This is a genomic window from Kytococcus aerolatus (assembly GCF_900187395.1).
In the GTDB taxonomy this organism is placed as follows: domain Bacteria; phylum Actinomycetota; class Actinomycetes; order Actinomycetales; family Dermatophilaceae; genus Kytococcus; species Kytococcus aerolatus.
This window is the reverse complement of the sequence record NZ_FYEZ01000001.1, coordinates 1,067,022-1,081,092: the sequence shown is the minus strand read 5'-3', so window position 1 is coordinate 1,081,092 and position 14,071 is coordinate 1,067,022. Positions and strand designations below refer to the sequence as shown.

Here is a 14,071-nt window from a genome sequence, read left to right as displayed (position 1 = left end):
GGGAGGTTGACTGTGAACTGGGACGCAGCTCGTGGGAACATGCACGCATGACTGACATCACCGTGCGGGAGCTCGCGCAGGACGAGTGGGCGATCTTCAGGTCCCTGCGTCTGCGCGCCCTAGAGGAGAACCCGGAGGCCTTCGTGGCCACCTACGAGGAGGAGTCCTCCTTCTCCGACGAGCAGTGGCAGGAGCGGATGCAGCGCTCGACCCGGCTGGCAGCCCAGCAAGGGGGCGAGTGGGTGGCCCTGGCCTCCGTCGGTGAGGAGAACACCCGGGACGACGACGACCTCGGCGAGGTCTACGGCATCTGGGTGACCCCGGAGCTGCGTGGCGAGGGGGTCGCGAAGCAGCTCATGGAGCACGCCGAGACGGTGGGCCGGAACGCCGGGTACAGCCACCTCGTCTACTGGGTGCACACCGACAACGGCCGTGCCGTGGCCTTCGCCAGCTCGATCGGCTACCGCCCCACCGAGGCGCGTCGCCCGGTCACCGTGGAGGGCGAGCCCGGTCACGAGGCCGCGCTGGTGCTCCCGCTGGGGGCCGACGCGGCCCTCGAGACCCCGCTGGCCCTCCAGGCCGACGGTGGCGAGGACGTCACGGACTGACCGCCGACCGCCCGGACCCGCACGTCCGCGACGATGCCGCCCCCGCCCTCCGCGGGGGCGGCATCGTCGCGTCCGGGGGCGTGCCGGTCCTGCTCAGGGGCGGGAGGCGAGCCGCTCGATGGCCGCGACCGGACCGCTGACGATGATCGAGTGGTGGCGGCCCACCATCGTCCCGGGGACGGCGTGGTGGAAGTCGTCGCCCGGCGCCTTCATCCCGACCACCGTCACGCCGTATCGCGAGCGGACCTGGCTCTCGGCGAGGGTCTTGTCGAGCAGCTCGTGGGGCGGCGTCATCTTGACGATCGCGTACCCGTCGTCGAACTCGATGTAGTCGCGCAGCTTGTCGTTCACCAGGTGGGCCACCCGGCGGCCGCTGTCGGCCTCGGGGAAGACCACGTGGTGCACCCCGATCCGCTCCAGGATCCGCGCGTGCTCCTCGCTCACCGCCTTGGCCCAGATGCTCGGCACCCCGGCGTCCACGAGATTGCCCGCCGTGAGCAGGGAGGCCTCCACCGAGGAGCCGATCGCCACCACGGCGACCCGGAACATCTCCAGCTTCGCCCGGCCGAGCTCCTCGGGGTCGGTGGAGTCCACCGCCATGACGTGCTGGAAGCGGCGGTGGTGCCGCTCGGCCAGGCTCGCCCGCGCCTCGATCGCGTGGACGCGGTAGCCCATCCGGTGCATCTCGGTGGCCACGGCCGTGCCGAAGCGCCCCAGCCCGATGACCAGGGTGTCCTCGTTGTAGAGAGCGTGTCGCTGCATCCCACGGCCCTTCCGCTAGCGTTGGTTCATGGACGTCGCCGCAGACCGCCCCGCACCCCGGTCCCTCGAGACGGCACGGGTCGTGTGGGACGACGCGTTCATCCAGTATGACTTCGGTCTCGCGCACCCGATGAATCCGTTGCGGCTGCGCCTGACCCACCTGCTGGCCGCGGAGATCGGGGTGCTCGACCGGGTGGAGGTCGTCCCCACCCGCATGGCCACCGAGGCCGAGCTGCTGACCGTGCACGAGGCGGCCTATGTCGAGCACGTGCGCCGCATGTCGGAGGCGCCGCAGGAAGCCGACGGCTCCTTCGGGGTGGGGGACGAGGACTCCCCGGCCTTCGCCGGCATGCACGAGGCCTCCGCGCTGGCCGCCGGCGGGAGCATCACGCTCGCCGACGGGATCATGGACGGCAGCTTCGTGCGGGGGGTGAACATCGCCGGGGGACTCCACCACGCCATGCCGGGGCGCGCTTCGGGCTTCTGCATCTACAACGACGCGGCGATGGCGATCCACCGCCTCCTGGAGCGGGGCGCCGAGCGGGTGGTCTACGTGGACCTCGACGCCCATCACGGGGACGGGGTGGAGACGGCCTTCTGGGACGACCCCCGGGTGGTGACCATCTCCCTCCACGAGACCGGGCGGGTGCTCTTCCCGGGCACCGGCTTCCCCGGTGACCTGGGCGGTCCCGCGGCCCAGGGCAGCGCGGTGAACGTGGCCCTGCCGCCGGGGACCGGGGACGCGGCCTGGCTGCGCGCCCTGCACGGGGTGGTCCCGGCGATCGTCCACGCCGTGGAGCCCACCGTCCTGGTCACCCAGCACGGCTGCGACGGTCACTCCCGGGACCCGCTGGCCCACCTCGGCCTCTCCATCGAGGCGCAGACCGCGGCCGCCGGGGCCATGCGCGAGCTCGCCGGGTCGGTGTGCGAGGAGCGCTGGCTCGCGCTCGGCGGCGGGGGCTACTCGATCTCGGACGCGGTCCCCCGGGCGTGGGCCGCCCTGATGGGTGTGGCCTCCGGGGTGGAGATCGACCTGGCGGCCGACACCCCGTCGAGCTGGCGCGACACGGTGGAGGAGCTGGCCGGGGAGTTCCCGCTCACCCTCGGCGACGACGACGGTCGGTGGCCCTGGTACCGCAGCTGGGAGCTCGGCTTCGACCCGGAGTCCCCGGTCGACCAGGCCGTCATGGCCGCCCGCGAGGCGGTCTTCCCGCACCACGGCCTGGATCCCTGGTTCGACTGAGGCGCGTGCGTTCGGGACCGGCCCCGTGGCGTGTGTATCCTTGACCATCACTTCTTGGGGCCCCGCCACCGCGTGGGCCCCCATCATCTCGGCTTGAACCCCAGCACCAGCACCCTCGGGGCGACGGGCCGACCAGAGACCCGACGAAGGATGTGAAGCATGGGTTCCGTCATCAAGAAGCGCCGCAAGCGGATGAGCAAGAAGAAGCACCGCAAGCTGCTGCGCAAGACGCGTCACCAGCGTCGCAACAAGAAGTGACCCCCTGCGCCTGAACGCAGCTGGTCCTCACGCCCCGTCCACATCCTCGTGGTCGGGGCGTTCTGCGTGGGACGCAGACGCACGGTGAACCGTCACGATTTCGTGAACTACGACATGCGCGCGTAGAGTGGGGCCCGCTGTCTGCCCGTTCGGCGCCCATGCTATAAGCGCCCCACGCCGCGCGCCCCCTCGTTCCGTGCGCGCCGCGTGCCCCATCGTCACGGGTGGCGGCTGAGAGGAGTCGGTGGTTCCCCGGTGAGTCTGCTGGTGGTCGGTACCTCGCACCGAAGTGCGCCCATGGACCTGCTCGACCGGATCGCCCTCACGGACGACGGCTGCGGCGAGCTGGCGGCGGCCGTCCACGCCGGCGAGAGCATCCGGGAGGCCCTGACCGTCTCCACCTGCAACCGGCTCGAGGTCTACGTCGAGGCCAGCACCTTCCATGGCGCCGTGCACCACGTGGGGCAGAGCCTCGCCCGGGTGACCGGGGTGCCGCTGGCGGAGTTCGCCGAGACCCTCTACGTGCACTACGAGGACCGGGCCGTCGGGCACGCCTTCTCGGTGGCCGCCGGGCTCGACTCGGTGGCCGTCGGGGAGGGCCAGATCCTCGGCCAGTTCCGCACCGCGCTGCGCCGGGCCCGCCGAGCGGGTCGCGCCGGCAGCGAGCTCGGGACGCTCTTCGACCACGCCCTGCGGGTCGGTCGCCGGGCCCACTCCGAGACCGAGATCGACGCCGTGAGCCGCTCCCTCGTCGAGCGCGGGCTGGCCGCGGCCGCCACGGAGCTCGGCCCGCTCGACGGCCGCACCGTGGTGGTCGTGGGGGCCGGGGCGATGTCCTCCCTCGCGGCCATGACGGTCGCCCGCCAGGTGAGCACCGACCTGCACATCGTCAACCGGACCCGGGCCACCGCCGACCGGCTGGCCCACGACACCGGGGCGACCGCCCACGACTGGGACGAGCTCGGCGCCGTCCTGGCCGGCGCCGACGTCGTCCTCACCTGCACCGGGGCCACCGGGGCGGTCATCACCGCCGAGACCGTCCGTTCCCTGCCGGAGCGCCGTCGCGTGCTCGTCGACCTCGCCCTCCCGCGGGACGTCGAGATCGAGGTGGGGGAGCTGCCCGGTCAGGTCCTCGTGGGGCTCGGCGAGCTCGGGGACACCACCGGCGGGGCGGCCGCCCAGGACGACGCGGTGCTGGCCGAGGTCCGCGCCGTCCGGGAGCTCGTCGAGTCCGAGGTGGCCGGCTTCGAGATCCTCCGCCGCCAGCGGGAGGTGGCCCCGACGGTGACCGCCCTGCGCCGCGCCGCCGGTGAGATCGTGGAGGCCGAGATGGGTCTGCTCGACCGCCGCCTGCCGGAGCTCGACGAGGGCAGCCGGGCCGAGGTGGCCCGCACCGTCCACCGGATCGTCGACAAGATGCTCCACACCCCCAGCGTGCGGGTGAAGGAGCTGGCCGGTGACCCGCGCGGCGACTTCGCCGGGGCGCTGCGCGAGCTCTTCGACCTCACCCCGGAGGAGGCGGCCGCCGTGGAGGCCCCGCCCTCGCTCGGCCCGACGCCCCTGCTGGCCGGCCGGAGCACCTCGTACACCCAGGTCCAGCTCACCGGAGGAGACCAGTGACCACCACCCCCGGCATCGACCGCCCGCTGCTGCTCGGGACGCGCCGCAGCGAGCTCGCCACCACCCAGTCGGGCCACGTGGCCGACATGCTCCGCGCCCGCGGGCTGGAGGTGGAGCTCGTCCTGGTGACCACCGAGGGGGACACCAACCGGGCCCCGCTGAGCCGCATCGGCGGGACCGGTGTCTTCGTGAGCGCCCTGCGCGACGCGCTGCTCGACGGGTCCATCGACCTGGCCGTGCACTCCCTGAAGGACCTGCCCGTGGAGCAGCCGGCCGGGCTCGTCGTGGCCGCCACCCCGTCCCGGGAGGACTCCCGGGACGTCCTCGTGGCCCGAGACGGCCTGACCCTCGAGAGCCTGCCCGCCGGGGCACGGGTCGGGACCGGTTCCCCGCGCCGGGAGGCCCAGCTCCGGGCCACCCGCCCGGACCTGGACGTCCGGGAGCTGCGCGGGAACGTGCCCACCCGCATCGCCACCGTCGCCGACGGTGAGCTCGACGCGGTGGTGCTGGCCGGGGCCGGCATCCGCCGGCTGGGGCTCACCGACGCGGTGACCCAGTGGCTCGAGCCCACCGACATGGTGTGCGCCCCCGGGCAGGGAGCGCTCGCCGTGGAGTGCCGCGCCGACGACGCGGCGGTCCGCGCCCACCTGGAGCCACTGGACGACCCGGACACCCGTGCCGCCGTGACCGCGGAGCGTGCCGTGCTGGGCGCCCTCGAGGCCGGGTGCTCCGCCCCGGTCGGTGCCTTCGCCACCGTCGCCGACGGTGAGCTGGCCCTGCGCACCTTCGCCGGCCCGCGCGAGGGCGGTGAGACCTTCCGCGAGGAGGTCACCGCCTCCCTGGCCGACGCCCCTGACCCCCTGTCCGCTGCGGAGGCCCTGGGCCGCCGCACCGGCACCGCGCTGCGGACCCGCGGTGCCGACGCCCTCCCGGGTGTCGGCGAGGTCCCCCAGCCCGCTGATCGCCAGTCCTCGAAGGAGACCGAGTGAGCACCGCCCCCAGCACCCCTCCGGCCACGACGCCGACCCCCGCGCCCAAGGCGCGCATCGCGTTCGTCGGTTCCGGCCCGGGTGACCCCGGCCTCATGACCGTCCGGGCGACGAAGCTGCTCAAGCTGGCCGACGTCGTCGTGGCGGACGAGGGCACCCTCCGCGGTGACTACGCGGAGTGGCTCGCGGAGGACACCGAGTTCGTGACCGTGCCCGGCTCGCAGGCCGAGCTCACCGCCGCCGCCCGCGCCAAGGAGCTCGTGCAGACCGCGAAGAAGGCCGCCAAGGCGGCATCCGACCAGCGTGCCGAGGCCGGTCACGTCCTCGAGGCCGAGGCGCTCGTGGTGCGAATCGTCAGCGGTGACCCGTCGATCTTCTCCTCGCTCGGGGTGGAGGCCGCGGTGGCGCGCAAGGCCGGCCTGGAGATCGAGGTCGTGCCGGGTGTCTCCGCCCTGCTCGCCGTCCCGGCCTACGCCGGGTTCCCCATCGCGGCCGACACCAACAGCGTCGTCCACGCGGTGGGCCCCGGGGGGCGCTTCAACCCGGCCCTGGTCGACGACGAGGACACCACCCTGGTCTTCTACGGCAGCCCCGCCGAGATCCTCGACCACGCCGCCGCCCTCGTGGAGGCCGGCAAGTCCGAGGACTGCCAGATCGCCCTGACCAGCGGCGGCACGACCACCCACCAGGCCACGATCGTGAGCACCCTCGGCACCGTCGAGCAGGACCTGAAGGGCCTGGAGGACGAGCAGCTCGTCGCCACCCTCGGCACCTGCCTGGCGAACCGGCAGACGCTCAGCTGGTTCGAGACCCGTCCGCTCTTCGCCTGGCGCGTCCTGGTGCCTCGCACCAAGGACCAGGCCGGGCCGATGGTCTCCGCCCTCGCCGAGCGGGGTGCCAGCGCCCACGTGGTGCCCACCATCAGCGTGGAGCCGCCGCGCAGCCCGCACCAGATGGACAAGGCGATCAAGGGCCTGGTGACCGGCCGCTACGAGTGGATCGGGTTCACCTCGGTCAACGCGGTGAAGGCCGTGCGCGAGAAGTTCACCGCGCTCGGGCTCGACGGGCGGGCCTTCTCCGGCCTGAAGATCGCCGCCGTGGGCGGCAAGACCGCCGGGGCGCTGCGCCGCTGGGGGCTGGAGCCCGACCTGCTGCCCACCGGGGAGCAGTCCGCCCGCGGCCTGCTCGAGGTGTGGCCGCCCTACGACGACGTGCTCGACCCGATCGACCGGGTCTTCCTGCCGCGCGCCGACATCGCCACCGAGGTGCTCGTCAACGGCCTGCAGGAGCGGGGCTGGGAGGTGGACGACATCGTCGCCTACCGCACGGTGCGGGCCACCCCGCCGCCGGCGCCGATCCGCGCGGCCATCAAGGCCGGTGACTACGACGCCGTGCTCTTCACCTCCAGCTCGACCGTCCGCAATCTCGTCGGCATCGCGGGCAAGCCGAGCCCGTCGACCGTCGTGATCGCCATCGGCCCGGCCACCGCCCGCACCGCCGAGGACCTCGGCCTGCGCGTGGACGCCGTGGCCGCCGAGGCCAGCAGCGAGGCCGTCATCGCGGCGCTCACGGACTTCGCCCGCCAGCGGGCCGAGACCGCCGTCGCCGAGGGCCGCGCGGTGACCCGGCCCTCGCAGGAGGCGCCGAAGCGTCGGAGCCGTCGATGAGCGGCCCCGTGGTGCGCCCGCGCCGCCTCCGCGGTCTGCCGGCGGTGCGCCGGATGGTCGCCGAGACCCGGCTGGCCCCGCAGGACCTGATCCTGCCGGCCTTCGTCCACGAGGGCACCGGGGAGCGCCCCATCGGCTCCATGCCGGGCGTCTCGCAGCACGACCTCGACGGTCTCGTGGAGCTGGCCCGGAGGGCCCGCGACGCGCGGCTGGCCGGGATCATGCTCTTCGGCGTGCCCGACGAGAAGGACGCCGTCGGCTCCGGGGCGACCGCTCCCGAGGGCATCCTCAACCGGGCCACCCGGGCGGTGCGCGCGGAGGTCGGCGACGACCTGCTCGTCATGACCGACCTGTGCCTCGACGAGTTCACCGACCACGGCCACTGCGGTGTGCTCGACGACGCCGGCCGGGTGGACAACGACGCCACCCTCGAGCGCTACGCCGAGATGGCCGTCGCCCAGGCCCGCGCCGGCGCCCACGTGGTCGGCCCCAGCGGCATGATGGACGGCCAGGTGGCGGTGATCCGGGAGGCGCTCGACGCCGCCGGATTCGTCGACGTCGTGATCATGGCGTACACCGCCAAGTACGCCTCGGCCTTCTACGGCCCCTTCCGGGAGGCGGTCGCCTCCTCGCTGCAGGGGGACCGCCGCACCTACCAGCAGGACCCGGCCAACTTGCGCGAGAGCCGCGTCGAGCTGGAGCTCGACCTGGCCGAGGGGGCGGACATGGTCATGGTCAAGCCCGGCCTGCCCTACCTGGACGTGCTGGCCGACCTGCGGGCCCGCACCGACCGACCGATGGCCGCCTACATGGTGAGTGGCGAGTACTCCATGATCGAGGCGGCCGCCGCGAACGGGTGGCTCGACCGCCGTGCGAGCGTGCTGGAGGCGCTGCTCTCCCTCCGCCGGGCCGGGGCCGACGTGGTGCTGACCTACCACGCCCTCGAGGTCGCCGACTGGCTCCGCACCACCGACTGACACGCCTCCCGGCGAGCCGCCCCGGACGCCCGGAGGCGGCTCGCCGCACCCCGATCGCCCAGCGAACACTCAGGAAGGACTGAGATCGTCATGAGCATGCCCGGAACTGCCTCCCCCGCCGAGGGCGCCCAGCCCACCGCCTCCAGCGCCGCCTGGCTGGAGCGTGGCCGCGCCGTCATCCCGGGCGGGGTGAACTCGCCGGTCCGTGCCTTCGGGGCCGTGGGCGGCGAGCCCCGCTTCGTCGTCGAGGCGGAGGGTGCCGTGCTGCGGGACGTCGACGGCAACGAGTATCTCGACCTCGTGGGTTCCTGGGGGCCGATGATCCTCGGGCACACCCACCCGGAGGTCCTCGAGGCCGTCACCGCCGCCGCCTCCCGGGGCTTCAGCTTCGGCACCCCCAACCCGACCGAGGTGGAGCTCGCCGAGGAGATCGTCCGCCGCATCGACCCGGTGGAGTCGGTGCGCCTGGTGAACTCCGGCACCGAGGCCACGATGAGCGCCCTGCGCCTGGCCCGCGGCTTCACCGGGCGGGAGCTGGTCGTGAAGTTCGCCGGCAACTACCACGGGCACGTCGACGCGCTGCTGGCCTCCGCCGGCTCCGGTCTCGCGACCTTCGCGCTGCCGGACTCCGCCGGGGTGCCGGCCGCCACGGCCGCGCAGACCCTCGTGCTGCCCTTCAACGACGTCCCCGCCCTGGAGGCCGCCTTCGCCGAGCACGGAGCCGGCGTCGCGGCCGTCATCGTGGAGGCCTCCCCGGGCAACATGGGCATCGTCCCGCCCACCCCGGAGTTCGAGCAGGCCATGCGCCGCCTCACCCGCGAGCACGGGGCCCTGCTCATCTCCGACGAGGTGATGACCGGCTTCCGCGCCTCCCGCACCGGCTGGCTGGGTCTCTCGCAGATGGGGGACGCGCCGGACCTGTTCACCTTCGGCAAGGTCGTCGGCGGTGGCTTCCCGGTGGCGGCCTTCGGCGGGCGTGCGGAGGTCATGGCCCAGCTGGCCCCGGCCGGGCCGGTCTACCAGGCCGGCACCCTGAGCGGGAACCCGGTGGCCGCCACGGCCGGCCTCACCACGCTGCGCCGGTGCACCGACGAGGTGTACGCCACGCTGGACCACGCGCGGGAGGTCATCACCGGCGCCGTCACCGAGGCCTTCACCGCCGCCGGAATCCCGCACCGCATCGGCCGCGCCGGCACCATGTTCAGCGTCTTCCTCACCGACGCCGAGGTGACCGACTACGCGTCGGCGCAGCAGCAGGACACCGCGCTCCACGCCCGCTTCTTCCACGCCATGCTGCGGCGCGGCGTGCACCTGCCGCCGAGCGCCTTCGAGGCCTGGTTCGTCTCCGCGGCGCACACCGGTGACGTGCTCGACCGGATCGTCGAGGCCATCCACGCGTCGGCCCGGGAGATCACGGCATGAGCCGTCCCACCGTCCCGCCGACCGCGGCGCCCACGGAGGTGGTCCGTCACGACGGGCGCGCCGACCGCACGCTGGTCCACCTGGTGCGCCACGGCGAGGTCTTCAACCCGGAGAAGGTGCTCTACGGGCGCCTGCCGGGCTACCACCTCTCCGAGCTCGGCCGGGCCATGGCCGAGCGGGTCTCCGTGGCCTTCGAGGGCCACGACCTCGCCCTGCTCGGCGCCTCTCCGCTGGAGCGGGCGCAGGAGACCATCGCACCGCTGGCCCAGCGCACCGGCCTGCCGGTGACCACCGACGTCCGCGTCGTCGAGGCCGGCAACCGCTTCGAGGGGCAGCGCATGACCGGCCCCGACAGCGCGCTGAAGCGCCCCTCCTCCTGGCCGCCCCTGTGGAACCCGCTGCGCCCCAGCTGGGGTGAGGCCTACGAGACCATCGCCGCCCGCATGGACGCCGCCCTGCGCGAGGCCCGCACCGTCGCCGCCGGGCGGGAGGCCGTCATCGTCAGCCACCAGCTGCCCGTCTGGACGCTGCGCTCGAAGCTGGAGGGGCGCCCGCTGGCCCACGACCCGCGGCAGCGCGAGTGCTCGCTGGCGAGCGTCACCACCTTCGACTTCACCGGCACCGAGCTCTACGCCGTGCACTACGCCGAGCCCGCCGGGGAGCTGCTGACCGACGCCACGAAGGTCCCGGGGGCATGAGCCCGCTCGTTCGCCGTCGGGCCCTGCTCACCCTGCCCGGCCTGCTCGGCCTCTCCGCGCTGACCGCCTGCGGGGACGACTCCAACAGCGTCACCGGCCGGGCCCGCGGGGAGGGCGAGGCCGGCTACATCTCCGGGGACGGGGCCGTGGAGCAGCTGCCGCCGGAGGAGCGACGCGACCCGGTGACCCTCACCGGGAAGACCCTGGACGGGGAGGAGTTCGACCTCGCCGAGGTCGAGGAGCCCGTGGTCGTGCTCAACACCTGGGGCTCCTGGTGCCCGCCGTGCATCGAGGAGATGCCGGCCCTCCAGGAGTTCTGGGAGGCCCACGAGGGCAAGGACGTCCTCCTGCTCGGGCTGGTGCAGCGCGACACGGTCGAGACCGCGCAGGCCTTCCTCGACTCCCTGGAGATCACCTACCCGAACCTGGCCGACGACGGCGGGGCCACCCTGCGGGGGCTGCAGGGGGCGGCCGCCGCCACCCCCACCACGCTCGTCCTCGACGAGCAGCGCCGCATCGCCGCGCGGGTCTCGGGCCCGGTGGACGTCTCCACCCTCGACGGCCTGGTCGCCGACGTGCGCGCCGAGCAGACGTGATGGTGGCCAGCGTCGGGGAGACCATCACCCAGGGCTTCCTGCCCTGGGCGATGCTGCTGGCCTTCGCCGGGGGCGTCGTCTCCTTCGCCTCCCCCTGCGTGCTCCCGCTGGTCCCCGGCTTCCTCGGGTACATCACCGGGCTGGGCGGGGTCGAGGCCGAGCAGCCCGGTCGGTGCCGGCTCGTGCTCGCCGCGACGCTCTTCGTCCTCGGGTTCACGGTGGTCTTCCTCGCCCTCGGGGTGGTGGTCAGCTCGCTCTCGCTGACCCTCGCCGGGGAGCGGGGGCTGCTGCTGCGCCTCGGGGGCCTCGTCGTGCTCGTGATGGGCGCGATCATGACCTTCGGCACCGGCGGCCGGGAGTGGCGGCTCCGTTGGCGCCCGGCCGCCGGCCTGCTCGGCGCCCCCCTGCTCGGGGCGGCCTTCGGGGTGGGCTTCAGCGCCTGCATCGGCCCGGTGCTGGCGGCGATCCTCACGCTCTCCACGAGCCTCTCGGGCTCCTCGGAGGCGATCACCCGCGGCACCGTCCTGGCCGCCGCCTACAGCTTGGGCCTGGGCCTGCCCTTCGTGCTCGTGGCCGCCGGGTGGGGGCGACTCACCCGGGCCTTCCGTTGGATGCGAGACCGCCACCACCTGGTGAGTGCGGTCGGAGGAGTGGTGCTCATGGTGCTGGGCGTACTCATGCTCACGGGTGTCTGGGACGCCCTGACCGCGTGGATGCAACGCGAGTGGACCTCGTCGTTCAGGCCGGTGATCTGATGGTCGGCACGCTGCGCTGGGCCTGGAACCAGCTCACGAGCATGCGCACCGCGCTGCTCCTGCTCATGCTGCTCGCCGTGGCCGCCGTGCCCGGCTCGATCTTCCCGCAGCGCTCGGTGGACTCCGGGGCGGTAGACCGCTATCTCGACGAGCACCCGAAGATCTCCCCGGCCCTGGACGCCCTCGGCTTCTTCGAGGTCTACTCCAGCCCCTGGTTCGCGGCGATCTACCTGCTCCTCTTCACCTCGCTGGTGGGTTGCATCCTGCCGCGCTCGAAGACCTACTGGAAGGGCTGGCGCCAGCAGCCGCCGCGCGTCCCGCGCCGCCTCACCCACCTGCCCGGGCACCTGGGCGGGAGCGCCGCGGAGGTGGGGGTCGACGAGCTGGCCGACGCCGCCGAGGCGCTGGGGCACCGCCGCCGCTACCGCGTCCGGACCGGGGACGACGCCCCGGACGGCACGCGCGAGGTCTCGCTGGAGACCGGCATGCTGCGCGAGCTGGGCAACCTGGTCTTCCACATCAGCCTGGTGGGCGTGCTGCTCAGCGTGGCCGCCGGCTACCTCTTCGGCTGGCGCGGCGAGGTGATGCTCGTGGAGGGCGAGACCTTCACCAGCTCCAACGGCCGCTACGACACGCTCAACGCCGGGCCGTGGGTGGACACCAAGGACCTGCCGGACTTCACCCTCGCCGTCGACGAGGTGCGGGTGCGCTTCGAGACGGACCCGGACGCCGGCAAGGGCCAGTTCGGCCAGCCGCGCGGCTTCGAGGTGGATGCCCGCTTCGACGCCGGCGACGGGCTGCGCGAGGAGCTGCTGCAGGTCAACGATCCGCTCACCGTCGGCAGCGCCCGCATCCACCTGCTGGGCAACGGCTACGCCCCCCAGGTGAGCTACCGGGACGCCGCGGGGACGCTGCTCTTCCAGGGTGCCTCTCCCTTCCTGGTGCAGGACAACAACTACGCCTCCAGCGGGGCGGTGAAGGTGTCCGCCGCCGGGGCCGACGAGCAGATCGGTCTGGCCGGGCTCTTCCTGCCCACCCAGAAGGTCGACGCCCAGCGCGGCCCGCACTCGACCTTCCCGGGGCTGGCCGACCCGGCCCTGTTCATGACCGCCTGGAAGGGCAATCTCTTCCCCGGTGGCCGTCCGCAGTCGGTCTTCACCCTGGAGACGAAGGAGATGGAGCAGATCCAGGGCGAGGACGGCACCCCGGTGCGGATCATGCTGCGCCCGGGGGAGACCTTCGACCTGCCCGACGGCAGCGGGCAGGTGGCCTTCGAGGACGTCCGCCGCTTCGCCGGCCTCTCGGTGCGGGAGGACCCCGGCCAGGTGCCGGCCCTGGTCTTCTCGATGATCGGCCTGGCCGGGCTGGTCCTCAGCCTCGCCGTGCGACGTCGGCGATACTTCCTCCGCGTCGTCCCCGCGGGGGAGGGCGGCTCCCGGTGGGAGATCGCCGGCCTGGCCAAGGGGCACGACCCGACGCTCGACGACGGCGTGGCCCGCCTGGAGCACGACCTCCGAGAGCGCCTCGGACTGACGACCGGCGGCGAGACCGCCGGTGAGAAGGAGAACTCATGACACTGGCAGTCCTGGCCGCGGCCGGCGTGGACGAACAGATGGCGCGGACCTCCGACGTCCTGCTCGTCGTCGCCATGATGCTGCTCGCGCTGGCGATGCTCGGGTACACCGGCTTCCTCGCGGCCGACGACGGGCGCCGGATCGGCACCGTGGCGCAGGGGCTCACCCTGGCCGGCACCGTGGCCCTGGTGGCCACCATCGCCACCCGGGCCCTGGCCGTGCAGCGCGCCCCGCTGGGCAACATGTACGAGTTCGCCCTCGTGGCGGCCGGGTTCGCCCTGCTCGCCTACTGCGGCTGGGCACTGGTGAAGGACGTCCGCTGGCTCGGGCTGTTCGTCATCATCCCGGTGCTGCTCATCCTCGGCATGGCCTCCAGCGTCTGGTGGACCGAGGCCTCGGAGCTCATGCCCTCCCTGCAGAGCGCTTGGCTGGTCATCCACGTCACCGTCGCCACGCTCTCCATCGGCATCTTCGTGGTGGGCTTCGCGCTGGCCGTGCTGCACCTGCTGTCGCGCCGCTTCGAGGAGAAGGCCGAGCGCACCGGCACCGAGGTGGCCGCCGCCCGCCCCCGCTGGATGCGGCGCCTGCCCACCACCGCGCGGCTGGACAAGCTGACCTACTCGGCCCACATCATCGCCTTCCCGCTGTGGACCTTCACCCTCGTGGCCGGGGCGATCTGGGCTGAGAAGGCCTGGGGCCGCTACTGGGGCTGGGACCCCAAGGAGGTGTGGACCTTCGTCATCTGGGTGGTCTACGCCGCCTACCTGCACGCCCGGGCCACCGCCGGCTGGAACCGGCAGGCCTCCTGGGTGGCCATCGCGGGCTTCCTCTGCATCGTCATCAACTACGCCATCGTCAACGTGTACTTCGTCGGCTGGCACTCGTACTCGGGGATGTGACCT

General features: G+C 73.5%; 14 protein-coding genes. 13 read left to right on the top strand and 1 reads right to left on the bottom strand.

Annotated features, from left to right (window positions below):
- Positions 1–47 precede the first annotated feature (47 nt).
- Positions 48–608, top strand: coding sequence for a GNAT family N-acetyltransferase (locus CFT82_RS05035; protein ID WP_088817921.1), 561 nt, complete (start codon positions 48–50; stop codon positions 606–608).
- A 93-nt stretch (positions 609–701) separates the two neighbouring features.
- Here CFT82_RS05035 and CFT82_RS05030 read toward each other — a convergent pair whose 3' ends face one another.
- Positions 702–1,370 carry a potassium channel family protein gene (locus tag CFT82_RS05030; protein ID WP_088817920.1) on the bottom strand — a complete coding sequence of 223 codons (669 nt, stop codon included), beginning with the start codon at positions 1,368–1,370 and terminating at the stop codon, positions 702–704.
- Positions 1,371–1,398: 28 nt separating this feature from the next.
- Here CFT82_RS05030 and CFT82_RS05025 point away from each other — a divergent pair, with 28 nt between their 5' ends.
- The 12 genes from CFT82_RS05025 to ccsB all read left to right on the top strand — a co-directional run bounded on the left by CFT82_RS05025 (position 1,399) and on the right by ccsB (position 14,068).
- Complete coding sequence (locus CFT82_RS05025; RefSeq protein ID WP_088817919.1) at positions 1,399–2,613, top strand: acetoin utilization protein AcuC; 1,215 nt, start codon at positions 1,399–1,401, stop codon at positions 2,611–2,613.
- A gap of 159 nt (positions 2,614–2,772) precedes the next feature.
- Positions 2,773–2,871 (top strand): 30S ribosomal protein bS22, encoded by a 99-nt coding sequence (locus CFT82_RS05020; protein WP_005504750.1) that lies wholly within the window; start codon positions 2,773–2,775, stop codon positions 2,869–2,871.
- 207 nt (positions 2,872–3,078) lie between these two features.
- Positions 3,079–4,491, top strand: coding sequence for a glutamyl-tRNA reductase (locus CFT82_RS05015; protein WP_327078678.1), 1,413 nt, complete (start codon positions 3,079–3,081; stop codon positions 4,489–4,491).
- Complete coding sequence (gene hemC, locus CFT82_RS05010; RefSeq protein WP_234994275.1) at positions 4,488–5,480, top strand: hydroxymethylbilane synthase; 993 nt, start codon at positions 4,488–4,490, stop codon at positions 5,478–5,480. The genes CFT82_RS05015 and hemC overlap by 4 nt, the downstream gene beginning before the upstream one ends.
- Positions 5,477–7,147: a bifunctional uroporphyrinogen-III C-methyltransferase/uroporphyrinogen-III synthase gene (locus tag CFT82_RS05005; RefSeq protein WP_088817917.1), complete on the top strand. Its 1,671-nt coding sequence runs from the start codon at positions 5,477–5,479 to the stop codon at positions 7,145–7,147. Before hemC ends, CFT82_RS05005 begins: the two co-directional genes overlap by 4 nt.
- Positions 7,144–8,124, top strand: coding sequence for a porphobilinogen synthase (gene hemB, locus CFT82_RS05000; RefSeq protein WP_088817916.1), 981 nt, complete (start codon positions 7,144–7,146; stop codon positions 8,122–8,124). The genes CFT82_RS05005 and hemB overlap by 4 nt, the downstream gene beginning before the upstream one ends.
- A gap of 90 nt (positions 8,125–8,214) precedes the next feature.
- The gene (gene hemL, locus CFT82_RS04995; RefSeq protein ID WP_407656021.1) at positions 8,215–9,546 is read left to right on the top strand and encodes a glutamate-1-semialdehyde 2,1-aminomutase; all 1,332 of its coding nucleotides are present in this window, start codon (positions 8,215–8,217) and stop codon (positions 9,544–9,546) included.
- Positions 9,543–10,244 carry a histidine phosphatase family protein gene (locus tag CFT82_RS04990; protein WP_088817915.1) on the top strand — a complete coding sequence of 234 codons (702 nt, stop codon included), beginning with the start codon at positions 9,543–9,545 and terminating at the stop codon, positions 10,242–10,244. The genes hemL and CFT82_RS04990 overlap by 4 nt, the downstream gene beginning before the upstream one ends.
- Positions 10,241–10,840: a TlpA family protein disulfide reductase gene (locus tag CFT82_RS04985; protein WP_088817914.1), complete on the top strand. Its 600-nt coding sequence runs from the start codon at positions 10,241–10,243 to the stop codon at positions 10,838–10,840. The genes CFT82_RS04990 and CFT82_RS04985 overlap by 4 nt, the downstream gene beginning before the upstream one ends.
- A complete protein-coding gene (locus tag CFT82_RS04980; protein ID WP_088818335.1) occupies positions 10,840–11,595 on the top strand; it encodes a cytochrome c biogenesis CcdA family protein in 756 nt (251 codons plus the stop codon). The genes CFT82_RS04985 and CFT82_RS04980 overlap by 1 nt, the downstream gene beginning before the upstream one ends.
- A complete protein-coding gene (gene resB, locus CFT82_RS04975) occupies positions 11,565–13,169 on the top strand; it encodes a cytochrome c biogenesis protein ResB (RefSeq protein ID WP_234994274.1) in 1,605 nt (534 codons plus the stop codon). The genes CFT82_RS04980 and resB overlap by 31 nt, the downstream gene beginning before the upstream one ends.
- Positions 13,166–14,068 (top strand): c-type cytochrome biogenesis protein CcsB, encoded by a 903-nt coding sequence (gene ccsB / locus CFT82_RS04970; protein ID WP_088817912.1) that lies wholly within the window; start codon positions 13,166–13,168, stop codon positions 14,066–14,068. Before resB ends, ccsB begins: the two co-directional genes overlap by 4 nt.
- Positions 14,069–14,071: the final 3 nt, after the last annotated feature.

What these genes read in the sequence shown, in the direction of transcription:
- CFT82_RS05035 (WP_088817921.1), top strand. Translation starts at nt 48, where the DNA reads ATGACTGACATCACCGTGCGGGAGCTCGCGCAGGACGAGTGGGCGATC.
- CFT82_RS04985 (WP_088817914.1), top strand. Translation starts at nt 10,241, where the DNA reads ATGAGCCCGCTCGTTCGCCGTCGGGCCCTGCTCACCCTGCCCGGCCTG.
- CFT82_RS04990 (WP_088817915.1), top strand. Translation starts at nt 9,543, where the DNA reads ATGAGCCGTCCCACCGTCCCGCCGACCGCGGCGCCCACGGAGGTGGTC.
- CFT82_RS04980 (WP_088818335.1), top strand. Translation starts at nt 10,840, where the DNA reads ATGGTGGCCAGCGTCGGGGAGACCATCACCCAGGGCTTCCTGCCCTGG.
- CFT82_RS05025 (WP_088817919.1), top strand. Translation starts at nt 1,399, where the DNA reads ATGGACGTCGCCGCAGACCGCCCCGCACCCCGGTCCCTCGAGACGGCA.
- ccsB (WP_088817912.1), top strand. Translation starts at nt 13,166, where the DNA reads ATGACACTGGCAGTCCTGGCCGCGGCCGGCGTGGACGAACAGATGGCG.
- hemL (WP_407656021.1), top strand. Translation starts at nt 8,215, where the DNA reads ATGAGCATGCCCGGAACTGCCTCCCCCGCCGAGGGCGCCCAGCCCACC.
- CFT82_RS05030 (WP_088817920.1), bottom strand. Translation starts at nt 1,370, where the DNA reads ATGCAGCGACACGCTCTCTACAACGAGGACACCCTGGTCATCGGGCTG.
- CFT82_RS05020 (WP_005504750.1), top strand. Translation starts at nt 2,773, where the DNA reads ATGGGTTCCGTCATCAAGAAGCGCCGCAAGCGGATGAGCAAGAAGAAG.
- hemB (WP_088817916.1), top strand. Translation starts at nt 7,144, where the DNA reads ATGAGCGGCCCCGTGGTGCGCCCGCGCCGCCTCCGCGGTCTGCCGGCG.